Source organism: Actinomadura sp. NPDC048021, assembly GCF_040653135.1.
Taxonomy (GTDB): Bacteria; Actinomycetota; Actinomycetes; order Streptosporangiales; family Streptosporangiaceae; genus Spirillospora; species Spirillospora verrucosospora.
Genome location: NZ_JBEZJQ010000014.1, coordinates 136,981 through 152,719, shown reverse-complemented (window position 1 = coordinate 152,719; position 15,739 = coordinate 136,981). Strand labels below are relative to the sequence as shown.

The 15,739-nt window shown below is 73.9% G+C and carries 14 protein-coding genes; 7 read left to right on the top strand and 7 right to left on the bottom strand.

The annotated features are described in order from the left end of the window. The 4 genes from hpaD to AB0C87_RS23875 all read right to left on the bottom strand — a co-directional run bounded on the left by hpaD (position 1) and on the right by AB0C87_RS23875 (position 4,991). Positions 1-1,014: a 3,4-dihydroxyphenylacetate 2,3-dioxygenase gene (gene hpaD / locus AB0C87_RS23890; RefSeq protein WP_353833869.1), complete on the bottom strand. Its 1,014-nt coding sequence runs from the start codon at positions 1,012-1,014 to the stop codon at positions 1-3. Next, the gene (gene hpaE / locus AB0C87_RS23885; protein WP_345176247.1) at positions 1,011-2,519 is read right to left on the bottom strand and encodes a 5-carboxymethyl-2-hydroxymuconate semialdehyde dehydrogenase; all 1,509 of its coding nucleotides are present in this window, start codon (positions 2,517-2,519) and stop codon (positions 1,011-1,013) included. The genes hpaD and hpaE overlap by 4 nt, the downstream gene beginning before the upstream one ends. Before the next feature lie 42 nt (positions 2,520-2,561). Further along, complete coding sequence (gene dapA / locus AB0C87_RS23880; protein ID WP_353833870.1) at positions 2,562-3,482, bottom strand: 4-hydroxy-tetrahydrodipicolinate synthase; 921 nt, start codon at positions 3,480-3,482, stop codon at positions 2,562-2,564. A gap of 78 nt (positions 3,483-3,560) precedes the next feature. Further along, complete coding sequence (locus AB0C87_RS23875) at positions 3,561-4,991, bottom strand: fumarylacetoacetate hydrolase family protein (RefSeq protein ID WP_353833871.1); 1,431 nt, start codon at positions 4,989-4,991, stop codon at positions 3,561-3,563. 203 nt (positions 4,992-5,194) lie between these two features. Between AB0C87_RS23875 and AB0C87_RS23870 the strand changes: the two genes are divergently transcribed. Both AB0C87_RS23870 and AB0C87_RS23865 read left to right on the top strand, forming a co-directional pair. Continuing rightward, positions 5,195-5,926, top strand: coding sequence for an alpha/beta fold hydrolase (locus AB0C87_RS23870; RefSeq protein ID WP_353833872.1), 732 nt, complete (start codon positions 5,195-5,197; stop codon positions 5,924-5,926). Between the two features lie 52 nt (positions 5,927-5,978). Then, complete coding sequence (locus tag AB0C87_RS23865) at positions 5,979-6,659, top strand: GntR family transcriptional regulator (protein ID WP_345176238.1); 681 nt, start codon at positions 5,979-5,981, stop codon at positions 6,657-6,659. Between the two features lie 96 nt (positions 6,660-6,755). Here AB0C87_RS23865 and AB0C87_RS23860 read toward each other — a convergent pair whose 3' ends face one another. Both AB0C87_RS23860 and AB0C87_RS23855 read right to left on the bottom strand, forming a co-directional pair. Beyond that, positions 6,756-7,493, bottom strand: a complete 738-nt coding sequence (locus AB0C87_RS23860; protein WP_353833873.1) for a glucose 1-dehydrogenase — start codon at positions 7,491-7,493, stop codon at positions 6,756-6,758. Then, a complete protein-coding gene (locus AB0C87_RS23855; RefSeq protein ID WP_360579552.1) occupies positions 7,490-8,476 on the bottom strand; it encodes a methyltransferase dimerization domain-containing protein in 987 nt (328 codons plus the stop codon). The genes AB0C87_RS23860 and AB0C87_RS23855 overlap by 4 nt, the downstream gene beginning before the upstream one ends. Positions 8,477-8,578: 102 nt before the next feature. On the opposite strand from AB0C87_RS23855, the gene AB0C87_RS23850 reads away from it, so the two are divergent. Continuing rightward, a complete protein-coding gene (locus AB0C87_RS23850) occupies positions 8,579-9,574 on the top strand; it encodes an aldo/keto reductase (protein WP_360579550.1) in 996 nt (331 codons plus the stop codon). Between the two features lie 11 nt (positions 9,575-9,585). On the opposite strand, the gene AB0C87_RS23845 is transcribed toward AB0C87_RS23850, so the two are convergent. Further along, entirely contained in the window at positions 9,586-10,959 is a 1,374-nt protein-coding gene (locus AB0C87_RS23845; protein WP_360579548.1) for an amidohydrolase family protein, read from the bottom strand. Between the two features lie 117 nt (positions 10,960-11,076). Between AB0C87_RS23845 and AB0C87_RS23840 the strand changes: the two genes are divergently transcribed. The 4 genes from AB0C87_RS23840 to AB0C87_RS23825 are packed head-to-tail and all read left to right on the top strand — an operon-like array spanning position 11,077 to position 15,735. Further along, complete coding sequence (locus AB0C87_RS23840) at positions 11,077-12,024, top strand: alpha/beta hydrolase (protein WP_360579546.1); 948 nt, start codon at positions 11,077-11,079, stop codon at positions 12,022-12,024. Further along, positions 12,024-12,776 (top strand): ATP-binding cassette domain-containing protein, encoded by a 753-nt coding sequence (locus AB0C87_RS23835; protein ID WP_360579544.1) that lies wholly within the window; start codon positions 12,024-12,026, stop codon positions 12,774-12,776. Before AB0C87_RS23840 ends, AB0C87_RS23835 begins: the two co-directional genes overlap by 1 nt. Continuing rightward, positions 12,773-14,530, top strand: a complete 1,758-nt coding sequence (locus AB0C87_RS23830) for an ATP-binding cassette domain-containing protein (RefSeq protein WP_360579542.1) — start codon at positions 12,773-12,775, stop codon at positions 14,528-14,530. Before AB0C87_RS23835 ends, AB0C87_RS23830 begins: the two co-directional genes overlap by 4 nt. Positions 14,531-14,580: 50 nt before the next feature. Continuing rightward, positions 14,581-15,735 carry an ABC transporter substrate-binding protein gene (locus AB0C87_RS23825; protein ID WP_345176219.1) on the top strand — a complete coding sequence of 385 codons (1,155 nt, stop codon included), beginning with the start codon at positions 14,581-14,583 and terminating at the stop codon, positions 15,733-15,735. Positions 15,736-15,739 lie beyond the last annotated feature (4 nt).

Sequence of the window (15,739 nt, the reverse complement as noted above, 5' to 3'; positions counted from 1 at the left end):
TCAGGACGGCTCGACGATCCCGAGGCCGTCCGCGCCGACCTGGACGGCGGACTCGTCCAGCGCCGACTCCGCGATCGGCTGGAGGCGGCCGTCCAGGTCGAGGACGGGGCTGGCCTCCTTGTACCAGGACTCGATCACCGCGTTGCCCCAGAAGTCGCGGCGGCGGTCGTCGTGCACGTTCCACCGGAACGTCTCGTGGTCCGGGTCGCCCGTGTAGTAGTCCGAGGTGTAGATCTCGACCCGGTGCCCGTCGGGGTCGCGGAGGTACACGTAGAAGGCGTTGGACACGCCGTGCCGCCCGGGGCCGCGCTCGATGTGGTGCTCCTTGCGCAGCGAGCCGAACACGTCGGCGGTGCGCAGCACCTGGTGGGACTCGTGCGTCGCCATCCCGACGTGGTGCAGCCGGGGGCCGGCGCCGCCGGTGAACGCGACGTCGTGCACGGTCTGCTTGCGGTACATCCACGCCGCGTAGAGCTCGTGCTCGTCGCCCTCGATCGTCTCCGAGCAGCCGAAGCCGAGGGACTTGTAGTGCTCGTAGGCGGCGGGGATGTCGGGCGTGCAGATGTTGAAGTGGTCCAGGCGCGCGATCTGCGCGCCGCGGTGCAGGTCGTAGCGCTGGATGAGGCGCTCCCCGCGCGCGATGTCGTGGAAGAACTCCACGGTGAAGCCGAGCGGGTCGACGACGCGGACGGCGTCCCCGACCCCGTGGGTCCCGGCCCCGGCGGGGACCCGCCGGACGGGCCGGCCGAGGGAGGCGAAGAACCGCTCGGCCCGGTCGACGTCCTCGGGCGTCCGGACCCGGTAGGCGATGTGGTCCAGGGCGGCGACGGGCCCGGAACGCAGGACGAGGGAGTGGTGGGTCAGCTCGTCGGTGCCGCGCAGGTACAGCGCGCCGGCGTCCTCGTGCTGGACGTGCAGGCCCAGCATGTCGACCCAGAACCAGCGGGCGGCGGCCAGGTCCGTGACGGCCAGTTGCGCGTACGCGGAGCGGATCACGTCGGGGGGTGTGGTCATCGTGGCTCCTGGGCGCCGAAGCGGGGCGTGTGCACCTCGCCGAGCATGACGTGCACGATCTTGGATTCGGAGAAGAAGTCGATGCTGTGCGCGCCGCCCTCACGGCCGAGCCCGGAGTCCTTCACCCCTCCGAAGGGAGTGCGCAGGTCACGGACGTTGTGCGAGTTGATCCAGACCATACCCGAGGCGACCCCGTGGGCGATGCGGTGGCCGCGGCGCAGGTCGTCGGTCCACACGTAGGCGGCGAGCCCGTAGCGGGTGGCGTTGGCCAGCTCCACCGCCTCGGCCTCGTCGTCGAAGGGCGCGACGGCCACGACCGGGCCGAAGATCTCCTCCTGGAAGATCCGGGCGTCCCGCGGGACGTCGGCGAACACGGCGGGCTGCAGGTAGTTGCCCTCCGGCAGGTGCCCCGGGCGGCCGCCGCCCGCGATCAGCCGGCCCTCCCGCCGGCCGACCTCGACGTACTCCAGCACCCGCGCGTAGTGCTCGGGGTGGACGAGGGCGCCGACCTCGGTGGCGGGGTCGGACGGCGGCCCGACCCGCACCTTCTCGGCGCGCTCGGCGAGCCGCCGGGTGAACTCCTCGTAGACGGGGCGTTCCACGAGCACGCGGGACCCGGCCGTGCAGCGCTCCCCGTTGAGCGAGAAGACGCCGAACACGACCGAGTCGAGCGCGGCGTCCAGGTCGGCGTCGGCGAACACGACGACGGGGGACTTGCCGCCGAGCTCCATGGACAGCGCTTTCAGGCCGTCGGCGGAGCACCGCATGATGTGCCGTCCGGTCTCGGTGGAGCCGGTGAACGACAGCAGCGGCACGTCCGGGTGGTCGACGAGCGCCTGCCCGGCGGCCTCGCCGACGCCGTGCACGATGTTGACCACCCCGGCGGGCACGCCCGCCTCGGTGAGGATCTCCGGCCACAGGCCCGCCGACAGCGGCGTCCACTCGGCGGGCTTCAGCACGAGCGTGCAGCCGGACGCCAGCGCCGGGGCGAGTTTCCAGCTCTCCAGCATGAACGGGGTGTTCCACGGGGTGATCAGCCCGGCGACGCCCGCGGGCGTCCGGACGACGTAGTTGAGCTGGGTGTCGCCGACCCGGTAGGCCTCCTCGCCGAGCGCGACGATCACGTCGGCGAAGTAGCGGAAGTTCTCGGCGGCGCGCCGGGCCTGGCCGCGGGCCTGGGTGATCGGCAGTCCGGAGTCGAAGGACTCCAGCTCGGCGAGCCGGTCCTCGCGCGCCTCGACGGCGTCGGCGACGCGGACGAGGATCGAGGCGCGCTCGCGGTTGCCGAGCGCGGCCCAGCCGGGGAACGCCGCGCGGGCCGCGGCCACGGCCCGGTCGACGTCGGCGGCCCCGCCCGCCGCGGCGGTGGCGTAGGGGGTGTTGGTCACGGGGTCGGCGACGTCGAAGACCGCGCCGTCGGCGCTGTCGGCGAAGGCGCCGCCGATCCAGTGCCGGATGCGGTCCGGCAGCCCGGCCGGGCGGGCGGGGGAGGAGGGGAGGGGCATCGTGCTCTCTTCCGGTTCGGTGCGGGAGGCTGGGCGGCGGGGTCAGATCCCCGCGGTGAGGTCGCCGCCCTGGTCGAGCAGCGCGCGGATGCGCGCCTGCGCCTCGGCGGAGGGCGGGGCGAGCGGCGGCCGGACGTGCCCGGAGGGGAGGCGGCCCCGCCGCTCCAGCACCCACTTGGCGGGGGCCGGGTTCGTCTCGACGAACAGCAGGTCCACGAGGGGGTGCAGCCGGTAGTGCAGGTCGCGGGCGGCGGCGTGGTCGCCGGCCGTCCACAGCTCGTACATGCGGGCGACCGCGGCGGGCGCGAGGTTGGCGACGGCGCTGACGAACCCGGCGCCGCCGAGGGCGAGCAGCGGCAGGCACAGCAGCTCGATGCCGGACCAGACGAGCAGCTCGGGCCCGCAGGCGTGCAGGACGCGGGAGAAGTGCTCGAAGTCCTTGGTCGTCTCCTTGATCCCGACGACGTTGTCGAAGTCGGCGAACAGCCGGCGGACGGTCTCGGGCGCGATGTCCACGGCCGTCCGGGACGGCACGTTGTAGATCACCAGTGGCAGGTCGGGGAACTCCCGCGCCACGGCCGCGTACCAGTCGTACAGGGCCTGCTGGGTGGGCCGCGCGTAGTACGGGGTGATCACCAGGGCGGCGTCGGCGCCGGCGTCGCGGGCCGCGGCGGTGATCTCCAGCGTCTCCTCCAGCCTGGCCGAGCCGGTGCCGGGCAGGAACGGGACGCGGTCCGCGACCTCGCCGGCGGCGGTGCGGATCGCCGCGATCCGCTCGGCGGCGGTCTGGCTGCTCGGCTCCCCGGTGGAGCCGCCCAGCGAGATCCCGTGCGAGCCGGACTCCAGCTGCCAGCGGATCAGCCCGCGCAGCGCGTCGTGGTCGACGCCGCCCTCCGCGGTGAACGGTGTGACGACGGGCGCGATCGACCCGCGGATCGCGGCCGGATCGGTGCGGAACTTCAACTCATCGCTCCTCGGTTGGCGGGCGGTTCGGCTGTGAGTCGGGTACTGCTGTGAGGCGGGTACTGCTGTGGGGGCGGGTCAGCGCCCGTCGCGGCGCCAGGCCAGGTAGGCCTCCCGCCAGCGCGGACCGAGCGGGTACAGGCCCTCGACGGGCTCGCCGGCGGCGACGCGCTCGGCGATGAAGCGCTCCTGCGCCTCCTGCTCGGCGGCGTCCTCGGCGAGCCCGCGCACGAGGTCCGGCGGGATGACGACGACGCCGTCGGCGTCGCCGACCAGGACGTCGCCCGGCTGGACGAGCGCGCCGCCGCAGGCGATCGGCAGCCCGGTGTCCCAGGGGACGTGGCGCCGCCCGAGCACGGCCGGGTGCGCGCCCGCGTGGAAGACCGGCAGGTCCAGTCCGGCCACGGCGGCGCTGTCGCGGAGCCCGCCGTCGGTGACGACCCCGGCCGCGCCGCGCCGCAGGGCCCGCAGCGCGAGGATGTCGCCGATCGTCCCGGAGGAGGCGTCGCGGCGCGCGTCCATGACCAGCACCTGGCCCGGACGCAGTTCCTCCACGGCCCGCTTCTGGGCGTTCATGCCGCCGCCGTACCGCTCGAACAGGTCCTCGCGGAGCGGCAGGTAGCGCAGTGTGTGCGCGATCCCGACCATCTTCACCGCGTCCCCGCCGGCCGGGTGGACGCCGTCGACGGACATGTGCTGCAGGCCGCGCTTGCGCATCTGGGCACTGAGCGTGGCGGTCGACAGGCTCCGCAGCGCGGTCGCGGTCGCCTTGTCCAGGACGGGCTCGCGCACGTAGGCCGGGCCCCAGGCGTCGGCCCGGACGGCGTCGTCCACCTTCGGCATGGCGCCCCACTGGGGGAGCGGATCCGCGTCCACGACCGGGTTGGACAGGCGTCCGGTGGTGGCGGATCCTGCGGTCACCTCGACCTCGACGACGTCGCCGGGGGAGGCGACCGAGGCGCCGGCGGGCGTGCCGGTGAGGATGACGTCCCCGGCTTCGAGGGTGACGAGCCGGGAGAGGTCGGCGACCAGGTCGGCGAAGGGGAACAGAAGGGTGTCGCTGGTGTCGTCCTGGACGACCTCTCCGTTCACCCAGGTGCGGACGCGCAGCGCGCGCGGGTCCAGGTCCCGCGCGTCGAGGAGCCGCGGGCCGATGGGGGTGAAGCCGTCCGAGCCCTTGGAGCGCAGGTTGGAGCCCCGGTCGGCGTAGCGCAGGTCGTGGACGCCGGCGTCGTTGGCGGCCGTCACCCAGCCGACGTGCTCCCAGGCGTCCGCCGGCGCCACGCGGTGCGCGCGCCGCCCGACGACCAGGGCGATCTCGCCCTCGAAGGTCATCAGCTCGCATCCCGCGGGGCGGTTCAGCGGGTCGCCCGTCCCGGCGAGCGAGGACGGCGGCTTGAGGAAGTAGGACGGCTCGGCGGGGATCCGGCCGCGCTCCCTCGCCCGGGAGGGGAAGTTGAGGTGCACGGCGATGATCTTCGAGGGCCGGTTGCCCAGGGGGTGCGGCACGGGGCTCTCTCCTGTGACGGGACGGGGCCGGACCCCGCGGACGAGGTCACAAGGAAATCGTATATGAAGTCATGCACGATGACGAGGGTAGGGCCGTCCTGACTTCGATCGTTCCAATCGAGGGCCGGACGCGACGGGAGACGAAGTCCCCGTGCAGTATGATCGAAAATCGTATGCGAAATCCTCTAGGAGGTGCTTGACGGATGCGCGACCTCGCCGTTCGCACGTTCACGCCGGACAGCCCGGCGGACGCCCCGCCCGTGCTGCTCGTCCACGGCTTCGGCTCCGACGGGCGGGCCGACTGGATCGAGACCGGGATGGTCGGCGCCCTGACCGCCGTCGGGCGGACCGTCCTCGTCCCGGACCTGCCCGGCCACGGCGAGAGCCCGGCGCCGGCCTCGCCGGACGCGGCCGCCGCGCCCGCGGTCGCCGCCGCCCTGGTGTCCGCCGTGGACCGGGCGGGGGCCGGGACGTTCGACGTGGTCGGCTACTCCCTGGGCGCCAGGATCGCGTGGGAGCTGCCGTCGGCCGCCCCGGGACGGGTGGAACGCTCTGTCCTCGGCGGGTTGAGCCCTGTCGAGCCCTTCAGCGCCGTCGACATCGACGCGTTCCGCCGCGCCGTCCGGGAGGGCGCGGAGTGCGACGACCCGTTCACCGGCGCCATCGCGGCCATGGTCAGGGCGCAGGGCGACCGCGCCGCCGGGCTCGCGCTCTGCGTCGAGGGCCTGCGCGCGACGCCGTTCGAGGGCGGTCCGTGGAACGCGAAGGTTCTTCCCGTCTTCGTCGTCGGAGAGAATGATGAGCTGACACGAGGAATCGGCCGGCTCGCCGAGGAGCTCGGCGAGGCGGAACTGGTCACCGTGCCCGGCGCCCACCACGAGGTGCTGGGCGGGCCGCACTGGCGTGTGGCCGTCCTGGACGCGCTGTCGCGGTGACCGGGCCGGCGAACACGTCCGGGGGGCGCGGGCCGAGGATGAGGAGAACCGGGTGAGTGCCGCGAAGAAGCAGGACCAGACCAAGGAGAGCAAGGCCGAGTTCTGCTACGAGCTGCTGCGGTCGCGCATCCTCGAAGGCACCTACGTGCCCGGATACCGGCTGGTGATCAACCAGCTCGCCCAGGAGACCGGGGTCAGCACGATCCCGCTGCGCGAGGCGCTGCGCCGGCTGCAGTCCGACGGGCTCGTGGAGGTGGTGCGCAACGTCGGCGCCCGCGTCGCGGTCTTCGACGCCGAGCAGGTCGAGCACACGCTGCAGATCCTCGCCCGGCTGGAGGGCTACGCCACCGCGATCTCCGCGCCGCTCATGACGGCCGCGCACATCGACGCCTCCCGCAAGATCAACGACCGGATGGTGGAGGCGCTGGAGGAGTTCGACCCGACCGCGTTCACCGCGCTCAACCGCGAGTTCCACTTCTCGATCTACGAGCACTGCCCGGACGCGCACCTGCGCTCCCTGCTCGAGGCCGAGTGGACGCGGCTGGACCACATGCGCCGCTCGACCTTCAGCTACGTCCCCGGCCGCGCCCGCCGCTCCGTGGTCGAGCACGGGCAGATCCTCGACCTCATCGCCGGCGGCGGCGACCCGGCCGAGATCGAGCGCATCGCCTGCGCGCACAAGAACGCCACCGCCGACGCCCTCCACAGCGCGCACCCCGTCCCGCACAAGTGACCTGAGAGCCGAACGCGCCGTTCCCACCGGGCGAGTGATGGGGAACGGCGCGTTCGGGTCCCGGACGCCGGTGCGGGCCGGCGTGCTTCCGCGCGGCTACACGAGCAACTGGCCGCCGTCCACCTGGATCACCGCGCCGGTGATGTGGTCGGCCTGGCCGGAGGCGAGGAACAGCACCAGCGGGGCGATGTCGCCGGTCGTGGCGATCCTGCCGAGCGGAATGCGGGACTCCCAGGCGGCGCGGGCCTGCGGGTCGTCCATCAGCCCGGCCGTCATCGGCGTGTGGACGGGCCCCGGCGCGACGCCGTTGACCCGGATGCCGTGGCCGGCGAGCTCCAGGGCGGCGGTGCGGGTGAGGGCGTCCACGGCCGCCTTGGTGGCCTCGTAGTGGCCGAGGCCCGCGGTGGGCTGGCGGGCGCCGATCGAGCTGATGTTGACGATGCGGCCGCGCGTGCCGTTCTGGATCATCTGGCCGGCGACCACCTGGGTGACGGTGAACGTGCCGCGCAGGTTGACCGCGACGACCGTGTCGAACACCTCCAGGGGCAGGGAGGTCAGCGGGCCGCCGCCCGCCACCACGCCGGCGTTGTTGACCAGCACCTCGATCGGGCCGAGCGCCCCGGTCGCCTCGGCGACCCCGGCGGAGACGGAGCCGGCGTCGGTGACGTCCATGGCGACGGCGCGGACGCCCAGTTCCCCGGCGGCGCGCGCGGCGGCTCCGGTGTCCCGGTCGGCGATCGCCACCCGGTCGCCGGCCGCGGCGAACGCGGCGGCGACGGCGCGGCCGATGCCGCTGGCGCCGCCGGTGACGAGGACGGCGCGCCCGGCGCTCACCGGGCCTCCGCGATGATGACCCGGGGGCTGGCGGGCAGGGCACGGGTCTCGACCGGCTCCCAGCCCGCGGCGGTCAGCCAGCCGCGCACCTCGGCCTCGGGATAGACGACGGTGCCGTCGATGACGAGGTACTCGCCCGCGTGCAGCGCGTCGATGACCCGCTGGTCGGGGTCGTCGTCCAGGAAGAAGTCGAGCAGGACGAGCATGCCGCCGGGGGCCGCGGCGCGCCGGGCCCGCCGGATCATCTCCTGGTTCCGCTCGGCGTCGAAGCGGTGGACGACGTGCTCCAGCAGGACGAGGTCGAACCCCTCGGGGACGTCGCCGGTGAGCGGGTCGGCTTCCACGACCTCGCTGCGCCCGCCGAGCCCGGCGTCGAGCAGGGCCTTGCGGGCGAACTCGGTGAACTGGCCGGGCGCGAGGAACGTCCCGTGCGCCTGCCGGGCCGAGCGGAGCGCCTCGACGAGGAACGCGGCGGACAGGCCGCCGTAGTCCAGGATCCGGGAGTACCGGGTGAAGTCGAAGTTCTCCGCGAGCATCCTGGCGTGCAGCGCGTTGTAGGTCATCACGCCGTTCATGAACGTCTGCATCCGGTCGCCGGCGAGGTCCAGGGGCCGCGGCTCGGCGCTGGCCGCGGTGGCGCCGAAGCCGAGCCAGTGCGGGTAGCTGATCGCGTCCAGGAAGGCCAGGAAGGGGCGCAGGTCGACGCCGTCGCCCTCGCCGGACAGGTAGGCCGCGGCGGCGGGGGAGTTGGCGTAGCGGCCGCTCTCCCGCGCCAGCAGTCCGAGGCCGGCGAGCGCGTCGCCGAGGATCCGGGCGGTGCGCTCCGGCATCCCCGCCCGGCCGGCCAGCTCGGCCGCGGTGGCCGGCCCGCCCGCGAGCGCGGCGAACACGCCCGCCTCGCTCGCCGCGAACAGCTGCTTGGCGGCCATGTAGCCGGTGGCGACGCCGAGGATGCCCGAGGGGTCCGGTGAGGAATGCGCCATGGAAGTGGTCTCCTTCGCGGTAAGAATATGCCAGATGCTATACGATCGTTGCATCAGCGGCCAGGGGACCCGGCCCACGGCCGATCTTCCTCATCGGAGGTCATGATGGAGTTCGCAGAACGGGCGCCGCGCAGGCGCCTCGGCGTGGGCGGACCGGAGGTCCCGCTCCTGGCGCTCGGCTCCTGGAACACCTGGGACCGCATGGACCGCGACGACGCGGCCGAGCTGCTGCGCCTCGCCGTCGACCGCGGCGTCGACCTGTTCGACGTCGCCCACTACGACTTCGGCCCGCACGCGGAGAACGCCCAGACGGACGTGCTGTTCGGGCAGGCCGTCCGCGACGCCGGGCTCGCGCGCGAGGACTATCTGCTGTGCGGCAAGCTCTGGCTCTGGGAGTACCCCGCGTCCTCGTTCGCCGAACAGATGGAGGTCTCCCTCGGCCGGATCGGCGTCGACCGCGCCGACATGGTCGTGGTCGGCGACTTCGCGGAGCGCCCCGACCTGCGCGCCGTGGTGACGGACGTGGCGGAGCAGGTCCGCGCGGGCAGGTTCGCGCACTGGGGCGTCAACAACTGGTCTGCCGGTGACGTGCTGTTCGCCTGCCGTTTCGCCGCCTCCGAGGGCCTCGTGCCGCCCTCGTTCGCCCAGCTGAAGTACAGCCTGGTCCGCCGCTCGGTGCCCGAGGGGGCGCCCTTCGGCGGGCTGTTCACCGGCGAGGGCCTCGCCCTGCAGGCGTCGGACGTCCTGGAGGGCGGCATCCTCGCCGGGAAGCCGCACCCCGAGCGCAAGATCGGCGCCGACCCGGGAGGGATCCGCGACCGGATCCGCGCCGTCGTGCCCGAGGTCCGGAGGATCGCCGACCGGTTCGGCGCCACGCCCGCGCAGCTCTCCATCGCCTACTGCCTGGCCAACCCCGCGGTGGCGAACGTCCTGGTCGGGGTCACGAGGGCGGCGCAGCTGGAGGACAACCTCGCCGCCCTGGCCCTGTGCGCCCGGCGCGGCGACGAGCTGCGCGCCGCCCTCGCCGGGCTGTGGCTGGACAAGGACGTGGTCGACCCGTCGGCGTCGTGGGGCGCCGACGCTCCCGTTCGCGCCTGACGCCGCGCGCCCTAGGCCTCGTAGACGACCTCGCCGTCGAGGACGGTCATCGTCACCGGCAGCGAGGGCAGGTCCCGGGGCTCCACGCCGAACAGGTCGCCGCCGAGCACGCACAGGTCGGCGGCCTTGCCCGGCTCGACGGAGCCCTTGACGTCCTCCTCCCCGTCCTGCCGGGCGGGCGCGGCGGTGTACGCCCGCAGCGCCTCGGCCACCGCGAGCCGCTGCGCCGCGCCCCGCACGGAGCCGTCGAGGCCGCGGCGGGTGACCGCCGCGGCCATCCCCGCGCGCCAGTCCGGGGTGAGGACGGGGGAGTCGGAGCTGAGGCACAGCGGGACGCCCGCGTCGAGCGCGTCCCGCAGCGGCCAGGCGTCCCGCAGGGCGTCCTGCCCGAGCGCCGCCGCGAGCATCGGCTCGGTGGCCACCGGGATGCCCGCCTGGGTGTTCAGCCCGATCCGGTTCGAGGCGAGGACGGTCAGCGTCGCGGGGGAGAGCAGGTCGCCGTGGATGACGTAGTGCCGGGCGTCCCGGCCGTCCCGGGCCAGGGCCGCCGCGAGCGCGTCCGCCACGACGCGCGTCGCGCGGTCGCCCGTGGCGTGCACGCCGATCTGGTGCCCGGCGTCGTGCGCCGCGTCGATCATCGTCCGCAGGGCCGCCTCCCGCTCGGCGTCGGAGCCGCCGTCGACCAGCAGGGCGCCGTGCGAGCCGTCGGTGTAGGGGCGGTCGGTCCAGGCGCTGCGCATCGGGGGGATGCCGTCGGCGAAGATCTTCACGCCCGCGACCCGGAACCGGCCCGGGACGCCGGCGGGCGGCCTGAAGTCGCGCAGGCCCCCCAGCAGATCCTCCGTTGTGCTGCGGCCGTCCAGCTCCCCGAACAGCATCAGCGCGGTGACGCGGGCCTTCAGCCGGCCCTCGGCGGCCAGGTCGGCGTAGTCGTGCAGGGCGTCCGAGCCGAAGCAGCCGCTCGGGCCGCCGTCCTCGCCCGGGCCGAGGCCGGGCTCGGTGTAGCTGGTGATCCCGAGCGAGGCCAGCAGGTCGGCGGTGCGCAGGATCGCGCGGCGCCGGTCCCCGGCGGTCTCCAGCCGGGACGGCGCCTCGTGCGCGTGCCCGCCGGAGGCGGCCAGCTGGTCCATCAGCAGGTTCGGCCACATGGCGCCGAGCCACACTCCGTGCAGGTGCGAGTCGTTGATGCCCGGCAGCACCGAGCGGCCGTCCAGCCGGACGACGCGGGTCCGGGGGCCGATCAGGGGCGCGACCTCGCCCGCCGTGCCCACGCGGGCGATGCGGCCGCCGCGCACGGCGACCGCCTGCGCGATGCGGTCGCGGGCGTCGACCGTGTGGACCCGGCCACCGGTCAGGACGAGGTCGGCGGCGGAAACATCCGGCATATCCTGCTCCAACTCTGGACACCGTCGATGGGCTGCAATTAACGTACACGGAATCAGATACGATTTTGGAGTGCCCGGCCGGGAGGCGCGGGCACACCGGGCCTTCGGAGGTAAACGATGCCCCTGGATCCCGAGGCGCAGCGGATCATCGACCGCACCCCCGCCGAGGACCCGAGCGGCGGCGCCCCGCTGGACGCGGCGGCCATGCGGGAGGGGTTCCGCCGGATGTGGGCGGTGCCGGACGACCTCCCGCCCGTGGGCTCCGTGGCCGACACCGCGATCCCCGGTCCGGCCGGAGACATCCCCGTCCGGGTCTACACCCCCGAGGGGGAGGGCCCCTTCCCGGCGTTCGTCTGGTTCCACGGGGGCGGGTGGACGATCGGCGGCCTCGACGAGAACGAGTACTCCTGCCGCGCCGTCTGCGCCGCCGCGGGCGTCGTGGTGATGTCCGTCGACTACCGGCTGGCCCCCGAGAACCCGTTCCCGGCCGCGGCCGACGACGCCTACGCCGCCGTCCGCTGGGTCGCCGAGCACGGCGAGCGCATCGGCGCCGACCCCTCCCGCGTCGCCGTGGGCGGCGAGAGCGCGGGCGGCAACCTCGCCGCCGTCGTCGCGCTCAAGGCGCGCGACCTCGGCGGGCCGGAGCTGGCTCTGCAGGTGCTCGTCTCCCCGGTCCTCGGCCACCCCGACGAGGGGCGCGCCTCCTACCGCGAGTACGCCGAGGGCTACTTCCTCTCCAAGGCCAGCATGGACTGGTTCTTCACCACCTACCCCAAGGACGAGCGCGACCTGGAGGACCCCTACCTGCTGCCCCTGCGGGCCAAGAGCTTTGCCGGGCTGTGCCGGGCGCTCGTCCTCGAAGCCGAGTGCGACGTGCTCCGCGACGAGGGCGAGGAGTACGCGGTGCGGCTCAAGGACGCGGGCGTCCAGACCGACCTCGTCCGCTACGACGGCATGATCCACGCGTTCTTCGGCCCGCTCGCCACCGAGCTGTCGGTGGCGAAGGACGCCCAGGCCCGGACGGCCGCCGCCCTGCGCTCGGCCTTCAGCACGGACGGCGAGTGATGACCGCTCCGGCTCTCGCCCTCGACGGCGTCGGCGTGGACCGGGCCGAGGTCCCGGTCGTGCACGAGGTCACGCTCGACGCCGCGCCGGGCGCGGTCACCGTGATCCTCGGCGCGAACGGCGCCGGCAAGACGACGCTGATGGACGGCATCGCCGGCCTGGCCCCCGTCAGGTCCGGCACCATCCGGCTGGACGGCGCCGCCATCGAGAGACTCGCCCCCTACAAGCGGGCCCGCGCCGGCCTCGGCTACGTCGAGCAGGCCCGCACCACGTTCCGCACGCTCACCGTCGAGCAGAACCTCATCGTCTCCCAGCGGGGCGACGGCGACCTCGGCACCGTCTACCGGCTCTTCCCGGAGCTGGAGAAGAGGCGGAGCCTGCAGGCCGGGTATCTGTCCGGCGGCGAGCAGCAGATGGTCGTGCTCGGCCGGGCCCTGGTCTCGGCTCCCAAGGTCGTGCTGATCGACGAGATGTCGCTCGGCCTCGCCCCGCTGGTGGTGCGCCGGCTGATGTCCACGGTCGGCGAGCTGGCCGGGATGGGCATCGCGGTCGTGCTGATCGAGCAGTTCGCGAACCTCGCGCTGGACGTCGGCACCCACGCCCACGTCCTGCGCAAGGGACGCGGGGTCTTCTCCGGGCCGTGCGGCGAGCTGCGCGGCGACGAGCGGCGCCTGCACCGGCTCTACTTCGGCGGGCCGCCGGTCGGCGCCGCCGGCGCGGGCGCCGGGGCGGCGGAGGGCGGGCCTCGATGAACCTGGTCGACAAGCGCGGCCTCGGCACCGGTCTCGGCATCGCGGTGCTCGCCTGCGCGCTGCTCCCGCTGGTCCTGCCGCCGTACTGGATCTACCTGGCGATCAGCGCCGTGATCAGCGCGGTGATCATGCAGAGCTTCGGGGTGATCGTCGGACGGGCCGGCGTCATGTCGCTGTGCCAGATGTCGTTCGCCGCGATCGGCGCCTGGGTGGTGCTGCGGCTGAACGTGGCGGACGCGCCGGGCGGCTTCTACCTGTGGCTGCTCCTCGGCGGCCTGGCCGCCGTCCCCGTCGGCGTCGCCATCGGACTGCCCGCGCTGCGCATCCGCGGCGTCAACCTCGCCGTCGTCACCTTCGGGTTCGCGGTCAGCACCGACATCGTGCTGAACGTCAACCCGTTCCCCGGCGCGGCCGACCTGACGATGCTGGAGCGGCCCGCCCCCTTCGACACCGACGGCGGCTACTTCGTCTTCACGGTGATCGTGTTCACCGTGCTGGCCGTCGCCCTCGGGATCATCGGCCGGACCCGGCTCGGGCTGTCCTGGTACGAGCTGCGGCACTCCGAGCGGTCCGCCGCGGCGCACGGCGTCTCGGTGGCGCGCGGCAAGCTCGCCGCGTTCGCGATCAGCGCGTTCGTCGCCGGGATCGGCGGCGGGCTGCTGGTCGGCCAGCTGAGCCTGGTGGTCCCGCAGAACTTCGCGATGGGCCAGTCCCTCGCGCTGTTCGCCGTCGCCATCATGATCGGCCCGCACCACCCGGAGGGCGCCGTGCTCGGCGGGATCTTCGGCGCGGTGATGGCGACGATCATGGAGAAGGTCTCGCTGCCGCAGGACTTCGGCGGCGTGCTGTTCGGCGCCGGCGCCCTGCTCGCGCTGCGCAGCGGGCTCAGCCAGACCGACCTGACCCGGATGCGCAGGCGGGAGCGCGACGCCCGGAAGATCCTCAAGGAGGCCGAGGACGCGCCCGCCCCCGAGGACGCGCCCGCCGCCAAGGAGGCCGGATCCCTCCCGGCGCCCGCGCCCGGGCCCACCGGCGACCGCGCACCGGTGCTGGCGGTTCAGGGGCTCACCGTCAAGTTCGGCGAGGTCGTGGCGCTGGACGCCGTCGACCTGACCGTCCCCGAGGGCGCGGTCGTCGGGCTCATCGGCCCGAACGGCGCCGGAAAGTCGACGTTCATCGCGGCGGTCAGCGGTTTCGTCGCGGGCTACGGGGGCGCGGTCGAGCTGGCCGGGCGGCGGCTGGACGGACTCGGGCCGAGCCGCCGCGCCGTGCTCGGCCTTCGCCGCACCTTCCAGACCACCGCGATCGCGCCCGAGCTCAGCCTGTACGACTACCTGACGATCGGCGCCGGCCGGCGGCTGCCGCGGGCCGAGGCCGACGAGCTGCTGGAGTTCTTCGGCTGCCCGCCCGGCCAGGTCCCGGTGTCGATCGTCGACGCCGGCACCCGGCGCCTCCTGGACGTCGCCGCCGCGGTCGCGGCGCGGCCGAAGGTCGCGCTGCTGGACGAGCCCGCCGCCGGCCAGTCCGCCGCCGAGTCGCTGCGCCTCGCCAGGCGCCTGGCGGCCGTGCCCGCGGCGTTCGGGGTCTCGGTCCTGCTCGTCGAGCACGACATGGAGCTCGTCCAGGCCACCTGCGAGCAGGTCACGGTCCTGGACTTCGGCCACGTCATCGCCTCCGGCCCCACCGGCGAGGTCCTGGAGGACCCCGCCGTCCGGGCCGCCTACCTCGGCGCCGCCGACGTCCCGGCGTCCTGACCGTCCCGTACCCCTCACCCACCCCTCCCCGCGAAGCAAGGGCCTCAGCGATGAAGCGCACTTTCACGACGGCGGCCGCGGCCGCGCTCGCCCTCTCACTCACCGCCGCCGGATGCCGGTCCTCCGGCGGGTCCGACGGCCCGATCAAGGTCGGTTCGATCAACGGCATCACCGGGCTGTTCCAGACCCCGGAGGTCCCCAAGGCCGTCAAGGCGGTGTTCGACGAGGTCAACGCCGCGGGTGGCATCAACGGCCGCAAGCTGCGGCTGGTCGCCAAGGACGACGCGATGGACCCGGCGCGCGCTGGCCAGGCCGCCCGCGAGCTGATCAAGTCCGAGGGCGTGGTCGCCCTGGCCGGCTCGTCCAGCGCCGTGGACTGCGGCCTCAACCGCGCCACCTACAGCAAGGAGAAGATCGTCTCGATCCCCGCGGTCGGCGTCGACCCGTCCTGCTTCACCAGCCCCAACATCGCCCCCGTGAACCCCGGCCCCTACGCGCTGACCACGGCGATGCTGTACTACGCGTCCGAGACGCTCAAGCACGACAAGGTCTGCATCGACTACACCGTCCTGCCCGGAAGCGGCGGCGGCATCGAGAACGCCATCAAGGCGTGGAGCGACCTCACCGGCAAGTCCCTCGCCCACAAGAACCTCGCCGTCGGGCAGGGCGACCCGACCCGCTACCTCGTGGCGGACAAGAACGCCGGCTGCCAGGCGGTCCTCTACAACGCGACCGTCGGGCCCTGGTTCGCGCAGGCCAGGACCCAGGGCATGCAGAACGTCGACTTCATCCTCGCGGCCAACAGCTACACCGACGCCAACGCCAAGGTGATCCCGGCGGACATGAACGCCTACGCGGGCACCGAGTGGCAGCCCTACACCGACCCGACCCTGCCGGGCAACGAGCGCTGGTCCAGGCTCGTCGACCGGAACGGCATCCAGAAGACGGCGTTCAGCCAGGGCGCCGTCATGGCCGCGGACGTGTTCGTTCAGGTCCTCAAGGGCATCAAGGGCGACATCACCCGCGAGTCGGTCACCAAGGCGTTCAAGGAGATGAAGCCGATCGACTACCCGATGGCCGGGAGCCCGTGGGTGTTCGGGCCAGGCGGCGAGCACAGCCCCATCAAGGGCAGCCAGTTCGTCAAGGCGGACAAGGGCGGCTGGAAGGTGCTGCCCGGCGGCTTCACCGTCCCGACCAAGAAGTAGCCGT

Bases quoted from the DNA above. Each gene is read 5' to 3' on its own strand.
- AB0C87_RS23845 (WP_360579548.1), bottom strand. From the start codon at position 10,959: ATGCCGGATGTTTCCGCCGCCGACCTCGTCCTGACCGGTGGCCGGGTC.
- AB0C87_RS23855 (WP_360579552.1), bottom strand. From the start codon at position 8,476: ATGGCGCATTCCTCACCGGACCCCTCGGGCATCCTCGGCGTCGCCACC.
- AB0C87_RS23835 (WP_360579544.1), top strand. From the start codon at position 12,024: ATGACCGCTCCGGCTCTCGCCCTCGACGGCGTCGGCGTGGACCGGGCC.
- AB0C87_RS23825 (WP_345176219.1), top strand. From the start codon at position 14,581: ATGAAGCGCACTTTCACGACGGCGGCCGCGGCCGCGCTCGCCCTCTCA.
- hpaE (WP_345176247.1), bottom strand. From the start codon at position 2,519: ATGCCCCTCCCCTCCTCCCCCGCCCGCCCGGCCGGGCTGCCGGACCGC.
- hpaD (WP_353833869.1), bottom strand. From the start codon at position 1,014: ATGACCACACCCCCCGACGTGATCCGCTCCGCGTACGCGCAACTGGCC.
- AB0C87_RS23830 (WP_360579542.1), top strand. From the start codon at position 12,773: ATGAACCTGGTCGACAAGCGCGGCCTCGGCACCGGTCTCGGCATCGCG.
- AB0C87_RS23850 (WP_360579550.1), top strand. From the start codon at position 8,579: ATGATGGAGTTCGCAGAACGGGCGCCGCGCAGGCGCCTCGGCGTGGGC.
- AB0C87_RS23840 (WP_360579546.1), top strand. From the start codon at position 11,077: ATGCCCCTGGATCCCGAGGCGCAGCGGATCATCGACCGCACCCCCGCC.
- AB0C87_RS23870 (WP_353833872.1), top strand. From the start codon at position 5,195: ATGCGCGACCTCGCCGTTCGCACGTTCACGCCGGACAGCCCGGCGGAC.